This is a genomic window from Pseudomonas sp. MAFF 730105, assembly GCF_055380705.1.
This window is the reverse complement of record NZ_AP018438.1, coordinates 2,564,024-2,576,455: the sequence shown is the minus strand read 5'-3', so window position 1 is coordinate 2,576,455 and position 12,432 is coordinate 2,564,024. Positions and strand designations below refer to the sequence as shown.

The 12,432-nt window shown below is 57.1% G+C and carries 14 protein-coding genes; 13 read left to right on the top strand and 1 reads right to left on the bottom strand.

From position 1 onward, the window contains the following. Positions 1-164: 164 nt before the first annotated feature. Positions 165-2,132, top strand: a complete 1,968-nt coding sequence (locus PCOSP_RS11600) for a DNA topoisomerase III (RefSeq protein WP_464711281.1) — start codon at positions 165-167, stop codon at positions 2,130-2,132. Positions 2,133-2,169: 37 nt separating this feature from the next. Here the strand turns inward: PCOSP_RS11600 and PCOSP_RS11595 are convergent, their stop codons facing one another. After that, positions 2,170-2,427, bottom strand: coding sequence for a hypothetical protein (locus PCOSP_RS11595; RefSeq protein WP_464711279.1), 258 nt, complete (start codon positions 2,425-2,427; stop codon positions 2,170-2,172). A gap of 209 nt (positions 2,428-2,636) precedes the next feature. Between PCOSP_RS11595 and PCOSP_RS11590 the strand changes: the two genes are divergently transcribed. From PCOSP_RS11590 to PCOSP_RS11535, 12 genes are all read left to right on the top strand, one after another. Next, on the top strand, positions 2,637-2,978 hold the full coding sequence (locus PCOSP_RS11590; protein ID WP_163854356.1) for a helix-turn-helix domain-containing protein: 342 nt from the start codon (positions 2,637-2,639) through the stop codon (positions 2,976-2,978). A gap of 868 nt (positions 2,979-3,846) precedes the next feature. Beyond that, positions 3,847-4,428 (top strand): STY4534 family ICE replication protein, encoded by a 582-nt coding sequence (locus PCOSP_RS11585; RefSeq protein WP_464711277.1) that lies wholly within the window; start codon positions 3,847-3,849, stop codon positions 4,426-4,428. Between the two features lie 71 nt (positions 4,429-4,499). Continuing rightward, positions 4,500-4,757, top strand: coding sequence for a hypothetical protein (locus tag PCOSP_RS11580; RefSeq protein ID WP_464711275.1), 258 nt, complete (start codon positions 4,500-4,502; stop codon positions 4,755-4,757). Positions 4,758-4,858: 101 nt separating this feature from the next. Further along, positions 4,859-5,353: a RadC family protein gene (radC, locus tag PCOSP_RS11575; protein ID WP_464711274.1), complete on the top strand. Its 495-nt coding sequence runs from the start codon at positions 4,859-4,861 to the stop codon at positions 5,351-5,353. A 54-nt stretch (positions 5,354-5,407) separates the two neighbouring features. Continuing rightward, positions 5,408-6,154: a DUF5983 family protein gene (locus PCOSP_RS11570; RefSeq protein WP_464711273.1), complete on the top strand. Its 747-nt coding sequence runs from the start codon at positions 5,408-5,410 to the stop codon at positions 6,152-6,154. Between the two features lie 106 nt (positions 6,155-6,260). Next, a complete protein-coding gene (gene pilL2 / locus PCOSP_RS11565) occupies positions 6,261-6,800 on the top strand; it encodes a PFGI-1 class ICE element type IV pilus protein PilL2 (RefSeq protein WP_464711271.1) in 540 nt (179 codons plus the stop codon). Next, on the top strand, positions 6,797-7,468 hold the full coding sequence (locus PCOSP_RS11560) for a chemotaxis protein (RefSeq protein ID WP_464711269.1): 672 nt from the start codon (positions 6,797-6,799) through the stop codon (positions 7,466-7,468). The genes pilL2 and PCOSP_RS11560 overlap by 4 nt, the downstream gene beginning before the upstream one ends. A gap of 9 nt (positions 7,469-7,477) precedes the next feature. Continuing rightward, entirely contained in the window at positions 7,478-8,197 is a 720-nt protein-coding gene (locus PCOSP_RS11555; RefSeq protein ID WP_464711268.1) for a TIGR03759 family integrating conjugative element protein, read from the top strand. Continuing rightward, complete coding sequence (locus PCOSP_RS11550; RefSeq protein ID WP_464711266.1) at positions 8,179-8,721, top strand: lysozyme family protein; 543 nt, start codon at positions 8,179-8,181, stop codon at positions 8,719-8,721. Before PCOSP_RS11555 ends, PCOSP_RS11550 begins: the two co-directional genes overlap by 19 nt. Beyond that, positions 8,718-9,233: an integrating conjugative element protein gene (locus PCOSP_RS11545; protein WP_464711264.1), complete on the top strand. Its 516-nt coding sequence runs from the start codon at positions 8,718-8,720 to the stop codon at positions 9,231-9,233. The genes PCOSP_RS11550 and PCOSP_RS11545 overlap by 4 nt, the downstream gene beginning before the upstream one ends. 9 nt (positions 9,234-9,242) lie before the next feature. Next, positions 9,243-11,348: a type IV conjugative transfer system coupling protein TraD gene (traD, locus tag PCOSP_RS11540; protein ID WP_464711262.1), complete on the top strand. Its 2,106-nt coding sequence runs from the start codon at positions 9,243-9,245 to the stop codon at positions 11,346-11,348. Positions 11,349-11,437: 89 nt separating this feature from the next. After that, a complete protein-coding gene (locus tag PCOSP_RS11535; protein WP_464711260.1) occupies positions 11,438-12,169 on the top strand; it encodes a TIGR03747 family integrating conjugative element membrane protein in 732 nt (243 codons plus the stop codon). Positions 12,170-12,432 lie beyond the last annotated feature (263 nt).

Here is a 12,432-nt window from a genome sequence, read left to right as displayed (position 1 = left end):
CTGCTCGTGAAGCACTGTGGTCCACGTGACTACAAGGTACTAGCCTCGCCCCCAATCAAGATTGCCCTCATCGACTAATATGAGGAACCTGCCATTCAGGTTTCTCATAGCTCGCCACTGCTGTTTCCAATAACGCTGCTTCGAACTCAACCCGGAGCAGTTCTATGCGTCTCTTTCTCTGCGAGAAACCCTCCCAAGGTCGTGACATCGCCAAGGTTCTCGGAGCCAGCCGACTTGGCGATGGTTGCTTGATCGGACGCGAGACAACCGTCACCTGGTGTATCGGTCACCTGCTGGAAACGGCCCCACCTGAAGCCTATGGCGATCAGTACAAAACCTGGTCGTTGGATCATCTACCGATCATCCCCGCGCAGTGGAGGGTTGAGGTCAAACCCAAGACTGTCGCGCAGTTCAAAATCATCAAACAGCTGCTCAGCGAAGCTACCACCGTCGTCATCGCCACCGACGCCGATCGCGAAGGTGAAATGATTGCCCGCGAGTTACTAGAGCTCTGCAACTATCGTGGTTCTGTTGAGCGCCTCTGGTTATCCGCACTCAACGAGGCGTCGATTCGCAAAGCATTGTCCTCGCTGAAGTCTAGTCAGGAGACCTTCCCGCTCTATCACTCAGCCCTCGCCCGCAGCCGCGCCGATTGGCTGATGGGTATGAATCTCAGTCGTTTGTTTACCCTCCTAGGACGGCGGGCGGGCTATGACGGCGTGCTGTCGGTCGGACGCGTCCAAACGCCCACTTTGCGCTTGGTGGTTGAACGAGACCGCGCGATTGCCAGCTTCGTCTCTGTGCCGTATTGGGTGGTGGATGTGCACCTGTCTTCAATGGGGCAACCCTTCATCGCGTCGTGGATACCGCCAAGCTCAGGACGTGACGAAGCCGGTCGCTGCCTGCGGCAAGCGCTTGCAAGCCAGACCGTCCAAGCGATTTCTGGCAGCAAGACCGCCACCGTAGTCTCGCTGCAGACTGAGCATTTGCGCGAAGCGCCACCCCTGCCTTTCGACCTGAGCACACTGCAAGAAGTCTGTTCACGCAAGTTGGGACTCGGCGCTCAGGAAACGCTGAACATCGCCCAAGCTTTGTATGAAACCCACAAAGCCACCAGCTATCCGCGTAGCGATTGCCGTTATTTGCCAGAGAGCATGTTCAATGAGGTAGCCGCGGTATTCGATGCCCTGCTCAGAATGGATTCCGCATTGCGCCCAGCGCTCGGAAGCGTCGATCGATCATTGCGCTCACGAGCATGGAACGATGCCAAGGTCACTGCGCACCACGCCATTATCCCCACCACCGAGCCGGCGAATCTCACGCGGATGTCCGAACAAGAGCGCCAAGTCTACGAGTTGATTCGTAGCCACTACCTCGCGCAATTTCTGCCGCATCACGAGTTTGATCGAACCGAGGTCAAACTGGAGTGCGGCGCCGAATGTTTGATTGCTGTTGGAAAACAGATCCTCGTCCAAGGCTGGAAAGGCTTGCTCTCCGACAACGCCGAAGACAATGAACCCAGTCAAAAGTCCCAGGTATTGCCCGTCCTACAACAGGGAACACGGTGCGCAGTGGACGACGTCGAACTCAAGTCCATGCGCACCACTGCGCCCAAACCGCTCACCGAGGGCGATCTGATTAAGGCGATGAAAAACGCCGCCAAGCTGGTCAACGACCCGCGTCTGAAACAGAAACTTCGGGACACCACCGGTATCGGCACCGAAGCCACGCGAGCCGGCATCATCAAGGGGTTGATTGATCGCGGTTATTTGTTGAAGAAAAAACGTGCCTTAACGGCCTCCGCAGCGGCCCATACCCTGATTGAAGCCGTACCCGCTGCAGTCGCCGATCCGGGTATGACAGCAATCTGGGAGCAAGCTCTGGATGAAATCGAAGCAGGACGTCTGACCTTGGATGCATTCGTTGCCAAGCAGGCGCACTGGATTACGCAACTGATCGCAAACTGCGGAGCGCTCACTTTGTCGGTACCGGTCGAAGCCGGGCCGGCTTGCCCCAATTGCAATGCCTCAATGCTCAGGCGTAAGGGAAAATCAGGGCCGTTCTGGTCATGTTCCCACTACCCAGACTGCAAAGGCACTGTGCCGATCAGCAAAGGTATACGTCGACCATGAGGCACCATTGGCGCTTACATGAACCTCGGTGGTGTTGTCAGTGCATCATCAACGGCGCCTGATCCTTCTCCAAGTCGTCTAGCGGTTGTCCGATTTCACGGGCCAACGCGATGCCTGTCGCGATCCATATCTGCCCCAGTTCGTTGAACGCTTTCAGGTGAGCAGGATCTTCGTTTAGCCAATGAACAAGGCTGTCGAGATGTTCGGGGCTATTAGGGCAGTCATGGATCTTGATGAACAGCTCCAGTGTTCGATCCCAGATCAGGTCCATGTCGTTCTCGCGCGGCTCATCCATGCTCAACCTCACCTCCCTCAGGCCCTATCAGGCCACTCAGTCCCGCTGGTCACTTCGGCCTCTGATTCCTGGAGGAATAGATGTCACGTCGCGACAAACAGCTATTTCAGTCAATATAACAACCCTATAAGTCGATACTCAACCGATAAGGATGTTCATGTCAACGGGTCTTTGCTCAACCATTCGGGTTGAATTGGAGAACTCATCACTTGGCACATAAACATCCAACCCAAGCCCAAATCGGACGCATGATCGCGAAGCACCGCACTCAGCGTAATCTGACCCAGGAAGAGGTCGCTGAACGCCTAGGGATCGGCAGCGAAGCCATTTCGCGCCTTGAGCGGGGTGTAGTGGAGCTTTCCGTGATCAAGCTGATGCAATTGGCGGACATCTTCGACTGCCGGATGGATGAACTGTTGACGGAGTCAAGCAATCGCCCCAACGACCAGGGCCAGATGATCGCGGGCCTGCTGAGCGGCCTTCAAGAACGCGACCGTGCCTTTATCCTGACGACCGTCGAACAGCTGGCCGCTCATCTCAGTAGCAAATAACCTCTCAGCACACTGGCTTGACGTCGTCCCACTCCCTCTGCTGTAGTGCCTCAGGATCATCGCTTACGGCGACCCAAGACCGATTCGCTCCGGGTAGCTCGGTCGGACTCCCTGAGTTCGGAGCCTTCTCTTCTGCGGAATTTCATTCCCGCTTTGTGCTCGACCGGATTAATGTGGCGGATGACCACTGTTGCTTCTGCCAGGCAGCAGCGGTCATCCGCTACCGCGATCGCATTCAGTCCCGGAGCCCGCCGGGGAAATACTGGGCACCCTTTGTGCGCGGATGCGTGCCAGCGTATTCCGACCCAGGCCACGATAAGGGTTGGTTGGCGAATCATGGCGCAGTTAAATCAAGTTTTGCGAGGAGCTTGTCGACTGCGTCAGACCGCCTAAGGTGGCTTTTCTATTCCTCGCCTGGCACCCCGCCAGGCCTACTCTTCACTTTCTTCCGTCCAGTGATTGCCACTTAATTCCGGCCTAAAAAAATCGGCTTACGGCGTCTTGACGCTCCCCTGTGACAGGCTTATACAAAGGGCGTGGTTCGCTGTCGTTGACAGCACAGCCCAGGTAGCTTGAACCTTCAAGGCTACGCCACGCTTGTGGTGGTTTACCCAAGTGCGATCAGCATTCGGAGGCTCGCACGATTACCGCTTCAGCGGTGATGAATGCCTACTACCCTAGATCCGCAGATCTGCCGCGGGTTTCTCCTTTGCTGCCCCCCTATTCTCCAGGCGCATCGATCTGATGGTCATCGGCTTGCCGGCGACGAGTCGTTCATCGCTCGCCTTCATTTTACCCACCCTGACGGGGCTCACTTCCCCGTCAGGGGCTGTGCGTCGCCGTTTTCCCTTGAAACAGGAGAACCACCATGGCCCACGCCAACCAATCCCAAGAGGCGACTACTTATTTCAATCTGCACACCGTCGGTATCGGCTACCTCAACCGTGTTCGTGAAGTACAAGTCCGTCGCGGCCAGCCGTTCATGGCCTGCGATATCGCCGCCCTGCACGGTGCCACCGATGCAGTCGAGTACACCCGCTTCGACTGCAAGGTGGCTGGAGGCGAAGCTGAACGCGTAGTACGTCTCTATATGGACGCCGTCAAAGCCGAGAAAAAGGTCTTGCTGTCGTTCCGTATCGGCGACCTGTGGATCGACCCATTTCTCTATGAGAAAGGAGATAAACAAGGCCAGCCGGGCGCCAGCCTGAAAGGTCGTCTGCTGTACATCGACTGGATCAAGGTCAACGGCACGTACGAATACAAAGCGCCTGCCAGGCAGGAGGCAACAGCACCTGCTGAGCCAGCGCCAACCAGTGAGCCATCCTCCACGTCAGCTGATGCCGACGCTGAAGATACCGACAACCCAAAGGAATCCAGGATTGAACCTGAATCTCCATCCACTCCCCGCACGGCCCGCCGTGTCGCCACACGTACTGTTCAGCCCGCCTGAACAGTCCACGTTGTTTTACATCAAGGCGCTCAATCGAGCGCCTTTCCTTCAATCCGCACAGGAGAACCAACATGGAATCCTTCTGGCTTTGCGACGACTGCCTCTTCGCTACGGCTTACGAGGACTACAGCACGTTATCGCTCTACTACATGACGGATGAGATCGAGAAACGCATCGCCGGCTTCGATCTTGGGCTGGTTCGGCTAATGCCCATCAGTGCCGACTTCGACTCCGAAACTGGCCGTGGCATAAGAACCTTCTCCCCATTGCCCTGCGACGGTTGCGATTCACACCTGTATGGACAACGCCACCGATTCACTCGGCTGTAAACAGCGCGTCATCGCGCAATGCCCGTCATTCTATATCCACCTCGGGGACACCACTCCCCTCGGGTGTGTACCCCCCGGATTGTTCCCTTCGGAGGTACCCCATGAGCACCCAACTCACCCTGATTGAAGCCTCGGATGTCGAGGCTGATCGTATCGCCCAGGAAAACCAGCTGATCAACGAGGCGCTGCACATTCTGGATCGCCGGCTGTTCACCCGAGGCCCGAACCTGACGTCACCTGACACCGTGGCCTCATACCTAAAACTGCATATTGCACCCCAAGAGCATGAGGTTTTCGGTGTGATTTTTCTCGATGCTCGCCATCGCGTTCTGGCATTCGATATCCTCTTTCACGGAAGCATCGATGGCGCCAGTGTTTACCCCCGCCAAGTCGTCAAGCGCTCGCTAACGCATAACGCGGCAGCTGCCATTGTCGTTCACAACCACCCCTCCGGTTGCACGGAACCCAGCCTGGCGGATCGCGCCTTGACCGCACGGTTGAAAGAGGCCTTGGACTTGATTGAAGTGCACTTATTGGATCACTTCATCATCGGTGAAGGTCGTCCTCTCTCCCTTGCCGAGCATGGCTGGCTTTAACCCCCCAAAAGGCGTCTTCGGACGCCTTATTCATTTCCCTCCTGGAGAATCCTCATGAACCCAACACCCCAACCCTTAGCTCTGCCGGAAACCTCAAGCCCATTTGCTCGCGGCTACGACAACTTGCATATCGAACGACTGCTACAGATCACCTACGCAAATGACTGCCCTCCCTGCTTTCGCCCCGTACACGACGCACAAGCCCATCTGCCCGATGACGCGTTAGAACTGTACCCGTGCCTGTTCAATGACGATTTCGCTCTGATTAGCGAGGGTCAGTCCATCCCGGATGAATTGGATGAACGCTTCCAATCCACCGGACTGGTGCGGCAAGTGACCTATGCCGTGACTGGCGAAATGCTCAACGAGCGACATCACGTCGGTGACCTGTACTCCCTGGAAGAAGCCCAAGCCATGATCCATCGCTTGAACTTCGACACAGGACACTACAGTCGAGCCTGGGAAATCAGTACCGCACACCTCACTGACGAAGCACTACGCCACTTGGAAATCCGGGTTGGCAATTTCGACTCCAAGCCAACCGGACTGCTGTTTGAACCCTTTGCCCTGCCAGACTGCAATGGCATCGGATGTAAGCTGATCGGGACGCCCTGGACCGACGATAACTTGGTGAAAATCGAGGGCAATCCTTACTCTTCGCTGAGGCAAGAGCAGCTCGACGCAGGTACGCCGGAGGCCTTGATCAACGTGCTGTATCTGGCGGCATTGGCGGATGTTAGGTTGTTGATTTTCGACCCCGACGCTGCCGTCTTGGATGGGCTAGCCATTTTTGATCAGTAGTAATGCCTTCAGCGTTAACGCGACTCGCCTTGAATCGACTTTCTCACTGCTTGGCTCCTTCACCTCATGTCAGGTTCTGCACTGAATCTGACATGAGGTTTTTTCCATGGAGCGTTTTTTCACGCCTGTCTGCCTGCTGGGCTTGTTGAGTGCTTGCACCGCGCAAATCCCAACCCCATTGCCGACTCATCCAGAGATTGACGGTGGCTCCAATCGGCCTCAGTTATCGAGGAGCCCAGCCGACGAAAACCATCCGTCAGAGCTCCGCTATGGCCGCTATACGCTGGTCAGCACCGACCCCACCACGGAACAACGTGATCTTCTCGCTCAAATCGTTGACGTGAGCATTCCGTCCCACCTGAATTCTTCGGTACAGGAAGCGATGCACTACGTGCTGCTGCGCTCGGGTTATTCGCTCTGTCCTGCCGAAGAGCCAGTGAAAATACTGTTTACCCGGCCTCTGCCCTCCGCCCATTACCGGCTCGGCCCAATCTCATTACGCAGCGCGCTCCAAGTGCTGGCTGGCCCCGCCTGGCAACTCACGACCGATGAAGTTAGCCGTTCGGTCTGCTTCGAACCGCAGAAAAATAGCGGCACGGTGCGGGTCACGCCAACCTCGTCCCATCAGTCGGAGGCTCGTCCATGAAAGCCTCAACATTTCAAACTCTCATTGTCGGCTCACTTTGTCTGGCGGTCTCCGGGCTAAGTGGTGGCTTGTATAACCAGTATCAACGCATGACCGAGCTGGAAAATGCGAACGCCCAACGCGCACAGACCCTGGATACCCTGCAACGTGATTCAAGCACCCTCTTGGATGCCCAGGAAAAGCTGCAGTACGCACTGAAAGACCTGAAGCAGATGGTCGATACCGGTGAGCAACAGGCCAATACCCTCGATCCGATGTTGGATCAATGGGCGCAAGAGATACAGGAGCTACGCGACGGTCTGGCAGACCGTGCCACCGAAGCCGACATGATCGCGCTACGCGCACGACTTGAGCACGTCGAACAGCAACTCCTGGACCTCAAAAGCCAGCCACCATTCCCGCCACCGACGCCCTCCTCGGCCAAGCCGAAAAAAGCCCCTCTCCCAAAGCCTGCCCCGCTCTCGCCGCCATTCTCAGTGCTGGGTATTGAGTCTCGCGGTGGCGAGCTCTTTCTGGCCGTAGCTCCTCCTGATAGTCGCTCACTCAAGGATATCCAGTTGCTGCACAACGGCGAGCAGTTCGGCACATGGCAGTTGAAGGTGATGGAGTTGAAGGCCGCCATCTTCGCGGTGACCAATCACCCAGACCAGACCGTACCATTCCCTTGAGAAACGATCATGAACCGAGCGCTACTGTCCTCCGTTGTCTGTCTCGTTTCACTGCTTAGCACCGACGCTGCGATGGCTAACCCTGCCACGACACCGTCACGGACCCAGGACACGCAGTCTGCTCCGCTGGAGCGTTCGCACTCTAAACAGGCGGCAAGCTGGGGTCTGACGGAGCAGGAGTGGACACGCTTCGAACAGATCCAAGCCGGGCCGCGTGGTTACTGGAGCCCGAATCTCGATCCGCTGACTGCACTCGGCGTCGAAGCAGAGAACGACCAAGAGCGTCAGCGCTATGCCGAATTGCAGGTAGCGCTGGAAGCCAAACGTGCCGAGCGCGAGTTGGCTTACCAAAATGCTTACACCGCGGCTTGGGCCAAGCTGTTTCCTGGACTTTTGCCGATTCAGGGTATGGCATCCCCGCATCCTGCCAGCTCATCGCTAGAGCCGCGCCAAGCGCTGTTTGTCGAGGACCATTGCCCAGCATGCACCGCCGAAGCACAGCGTCTGCAAAGCAGTAATACGGCCTTCGATATCTACCTGGTGGGTAGCCAAGGTGAGGATGAACATGTCCGTGGCTGGGCCCGGCAAGCAGGCATTGATCCGAGCAAGGTTCAACGCCGGCAAATCACCCTGAACCATGATCGTGGTCGCTGGTTCAGCCTAGGTGCCCCGAGACCGCTACCCGTCAAATTTCAGCAAGTGAGTGAACAATGGCAACGCCTAGACTGAGTGGACTTGCGCTCATGCTGACGATGCTCGCAGCCCAGGCTGACGAGCTTTCGCCGCCTGCCTATCAACTAGCGGCGCATGACGCTGGCATCCCTTCAACGGTGTTGTTCGCGATTGCGCTGCAGGAGAGTGGTATCCGCGTCCGTGATCAACTGCTGCCCTGGCCCTGGACCCTGAACATCGCCGGAATACCTTACCGATTCACCACCCGAGCGGCCGCCTGTCACGCCTTGCTTCAAGCACTCATTCGACATGCCGCCAAGCGGGTTGATATCGGTCTTGGACAAACCAATCTGGGTTACCACGGACAACGTTTTTCCAGCCCTTGCGAAGCCCTTGATCCTTACCGAAACCTCGCCGTGACTGCCGCACTGTTGCAGGAGCATCACGCCGCTACTGGTGATTGGGTGTTAGCTGCTGGCCGGTATCACCGCCCGGCAGGAGGAACGCCGGCCGCGCGTTACCGCGCCGGCTTTACCCGCCAACTCGACAAGCTTTCCTTCAAACAGGGCACACCACCATGAAGCGACTTACCAGTGCGTATTACTTCGCCGTGCTCTTGGCTGCGCTCGCCCAGCCGGGACTGTCGTTTGCAGAAGTTCAGCCAGGCGGTTCCACCCGCCCCCAGTTTGAAGCTTCCAGGCCGCCAATAAACAACCAGATTCAGCCTGCTCGGGCCATACATGCAGATCTATCTGCATTTGCCGATGAAACCTGGATAGTGCCCGTGCGCAGCTCTCACTTGAGCCCAGGCCAAATCACAACTCGCACCCTGGACATGCCGGGCTTGCGGCCATTTTTCCTGGTCGGGGAGGATCCCCAATCATTGGTTTGGCTGCATCAGCGTGCGACGGAACTGCAAGAAATGGGCGCGGCCGGCCTCGCCGTCGAAGTGGCCGATACTGAAGCCCTGGCCCGGATTCGAGCAGCCGCCCCGGGCATCACCATCCTGCCGGTCAACGGCAACGACATCGCCACCCGCCTACAGATTGAGCACTACCCCGTCTTGATCACCGCCACCTCGCTGGAACAGTGAGTCCAGGTCATGGCCGAGCATGCGATGGAGTCCAAGCTCCGGCCAGCGGTGGAGCTGTACACCGTAGCAATCTGCATCGCCGCCGGGGTGTTGTGCGTGTACTCGCCCTGGGCGGTGGCCCTATCACCCGAGATCGGGTTGGTTGCGGCGCTGGCCTACGCCCTGTTCGGCCTGATCCGGCTGCGACAAGCCTGGGAGGTTCTGCGCTATCGGCGCAATATCCGTCGGCTGCCCCGCTACGAACTGACCAGCCGACAGATTCCGGTTAGTCGTAAGCGTTTGTTTATGGGGCGCGGCTTTCACTGGACCCGTCTGCACACACAGCGCTTGGTAGAGGCCCAGGATCCGACGGTCGCTAACTATGTCGACCAACCGACCCATTACCGGCTGGCACGCGGACTCGAACGTCGCCTGGAACATGCACCGTTTCCGTTCTCGACACTGGCCCGGGTCACGGCCTGGGACAGCGTCTTTAATCCGTTGCGCCCTTCACCCCCAGTCGGTGGCTCACCGCTGTTGCATGGGGTCGAGCCCGACGAAACGGAAGTCAGTCTGCCGCTGGGTGAACGAGTCGGACATACCCTCGTGCTGGGCACGACCCGTGTCGGCAAGACCCGGCTCGCCGAGGTGTACATCACCCAAGACATCCATCGCATTGAACACGAGGTAGTGATCGTCTTCGATCCGAAGGGCGATGCTGACCTGCTCAAGCGGATGTACGTCGAAGCCAAACGGGCCGGTCGAGAAAAGGAATTTTATGTGTTCCATCTGGGCTGGCCGGAGATTTCCGCCCGCTACAACGCCGTTGGACGTTTCGGGCGCATCTCGGAAGTGGCATCACGCATCGCCGGGCAGCTCAGCGGTGAAGGCAACTCGGCGGCCTTTCGCGAGTTCGCCTGGCGCTTCGTCAACATCATCGCCCGCGCCCTGATCGAGTTGGGCCGACGCCCAGACTACCTGCAGATCCAACGGCATGTGGTCAACATTGATGCATTGTTCATCGAATACGCCCAACAGTTTTTCGCCAGAACCGACCCGAAAGCGTGGGAAATGATCGTCCAGCTTGAAGGCAAGCTCACCGAGAAGAACATTCCCCGGCATATGATCGGGCGCGAGAAGCGTGTAGTAGCGATCGAGCAATATCTGGCGGTGAAGCGAGTATTTGATCCGGTAATGGACGGATTGCGTTCGGCGGTGCGTTACGACCGTACCTATTTCGACAAGATCGTCGCCTCGCTACTACCGCTGCTGGAGAAACTCACCACCGGCAAGACCGCCCAGCTACTGGCTCCCAACTACATCGATTTAGATGACCCGCGGCCAATATTCGATTGGATGCAGATCATCCGAAAACGCGGCATCGTCTACGTTGGTCTGGATGCGCTGACCGATGCAGAAGTCGCCGCTGCTGTGGGCAATTCCATGTTCGCCGATTTGGTCTCAGTTGCGGGCCATATCTACAAACATGGCATTGACTATGGCCTACCCCAATCAGGCGGCATCGGCGACAAGCTGCCGATCAATCTGCACGCTGATGAGTTTAACGAATTGATGGGCGATGAGTTCATCCCGCTGATTAACAAGGGCGGCGGAGCGGGTATCCAGGTGACGGCTTATACCCAAACCCTTAGCGATATCGAGGCGCGCATCGGCAACCGGGCCAAAGCCGGTCAAGTGATTGGCAATTTCAACACCCTGCAGATGCTCCGAGTGCGCGAAACCGCTACCGCGGAGTTACTTACCAAGCAGTTGCCTATGGTGAATGTACTAACAAAAACGCTGGTATCCGGAGCCACAGACACCTCCGATCCTGAGGCCAACACAGACTTCACTTCGTCCTCGCAGGATCGCATCAGCAGCACCAGCGTGCCGTTGATCGAGCCCGCTCACATCGTCAGCTTGCCCAAGGGGCAAATGTTCTCCTTCCAGGCCGGTGGGCAGCTCTGGAAAGTCCGCATGCCGTTGCCTAAGCCCTCCAACGACGATGCCATGCCCAAGGACCTGCAGGAGCTTACCCAGCGGATGCGCGCCACTTACAACGAACAGGCGGGCCAATGGTGGAGTGCGAGCGGTGGCGGCCCGACAACCAACTTCGATCTGGATCAGGTGGGGTAGCCCGCCCCGCTACAGGTTTTGATTCAGCAAACACGTATACGGCAGGCGCCGTGGCAGCATCAACTTAACGGTGCGCAATGGAGTAAAGGATGGCGACTTCCGTACAGAACACGCCGCTACAATCGATCCAGCGCCCGGGATTGATCGTCTCGGTTATTGGCTTGGTCTTACGCATCATCGGTTTGCTGATCGCCTCGTTGCTGTTCTCGATACTCATCGAGTTCGCCGGTTTGCTGCTGTTCTGGAGCGACAAGGGTTGGCGACACAGCCAAGCCATGCTAACCAGTGAACTGAGTTGGCTCGGCATGCACTTTAAAGTTTCACTCATCGTTCAACAGCCTGGACAAACGATTGGCCAGTGGCTGGAGTTCCTCAATCATTGGCTGCTGGTAAGGACCGGTTTCGCTGATTTTGCCCAGCAGGCGCGGGGGGCGAACCAGGGAAACGGTTTCTGGAGTTGGATCAATCAGCTATACGTGAGCATTGAGGATTTCGTGCTGGCTGCAGTGTATGTAACCTTTACCTTCGTGGTGCGCCTGACCATCCTGGCCTTAGCCACGCCACTATTTTTGTTGGCCTCGGTCACGGGTTTTGTTGATGGCTTGATGCGCCGTGACCTACGCAAGTTTGGCGCAGGCCGGGAAAGCAGCTTTGTTTATCACAGGGCTAAGCGGACTTTATTACCACAGCTAGTCGTGCCTTGGATCATTTACCTATCCCTGCCCTTTTCGCTTAATCCCATGGCGGTCTTTTTGCCTTGCGCCGTGTTGCTCGGTACAACTATGGCAATTACGGCGGCGACATTCAAAAAGTATCTCTGAATAGGTACCAGGACAGATGGACTAGGTGTGGGATCATGTCTTCCCCCTCAAGGCGCAACGTAGCACGAACCCGACGTGACTCTACGCTTTCGAGTCCTGGTTTTCGAAGATGCTCTGGATATGCGCAATGACCGCCTGCGTGAACGCAAGGTTCACACCCAACACTGGGTTGTGCGAAGCCTCACAGATTGCCTCTTTCCAGCGACGCTTCGCTTTCGCCATATCCGTAATCAAAAAAGCCCTGAGCCCAGAACCGCAACTGG

Coding starts and splice junctions, on each gene's coding strand:
- PCOSP_RS11600 (WP_464711281.1), top strand. CDS start 165: ATGCGTCTCTTTCTCTGCGAGAAACCCTCCCAAGGTCGTGACATCGCC.
- PCOSP_RS11595 (WP_464711279.1), bottom strand. CDS start 2,427: ATGGATGAGCCGCGCGAGAACGACATGGACCTGATCTGGGATCGAACA.
- PCOSP_RS11585 (WP_464711277.1), top strand. CDS start 3,847: ATGGCCCACGCCAACCAATCCCAAGAGGCGACTACTTATTTCAATCTG.
- PCOSP_RS11580 (WP_464711275.1), top strand. CDS start 4,500: ATGGAATCCTTCTGGCTTTGCGACGACTGCCTCTTCGCTACGGCTTAC.
- radC (WP_464711274.1), top strand. CDS start 4,859: ATGAGCACCCAACTCACCCTGATTGAAGCCTCGGATGTCGAGGCTGAT.
- PCOSP_RS11570 (WP_464711273.1), top strand. CDS start 5,408: ATGAACCCAACACCCCAACCCTTAGCTCTGCCGGAAACCTCAAGCCCA.
- pilL2 (WP_464711271.1), top strand. CDS start 6,261: ATGGAGCGTTTTTTCACGCCTGTCTGCCTGCTGGGCTTGTTGAGTGCT.
- PCOSP_RS11560 (WP_464711269.1), top strand. CDS start 6,797: ATGAAAGCCTCAACATTTCAAACTCTCATTGTCGGCTCACTTTGTCTG.
- PCOSP_RS11555 (WP_464711268.1), top strand. CDS start 7,478: ATGAACCGAGCGCTACTGTCCTCCGTTGTCTGTCTCGTTTCACTGCTT.
- PCOSP_RS11550 (WP_464711266.1), top strand. CDS start 8,179: ATGGCAACGCCTAGACTGAGTGGACTTGCGCTCATGCTGACGATGCTC.
- PCOSP_RS11545 (WP_464711264.1), top strand. CDS start 8,718: ATGAAGCGACTTACCAGTGCGTATTACTTCGCCGTGCTCTTGGCTGCG.
- traD (WP_464711262.1), top strand. CDS start 9,243: ATGGCCGAGCATGCGATGGAGTCCAAGCTCCGGCCAGCGGTGGAGCTG.
- PCOSP_RS11535 (WP_464711260.1), top strand. CDS start 11,438: ATGGCGACTTCCGTACAGAACACGCCGCTACAATCGATCCAGCGCCCG.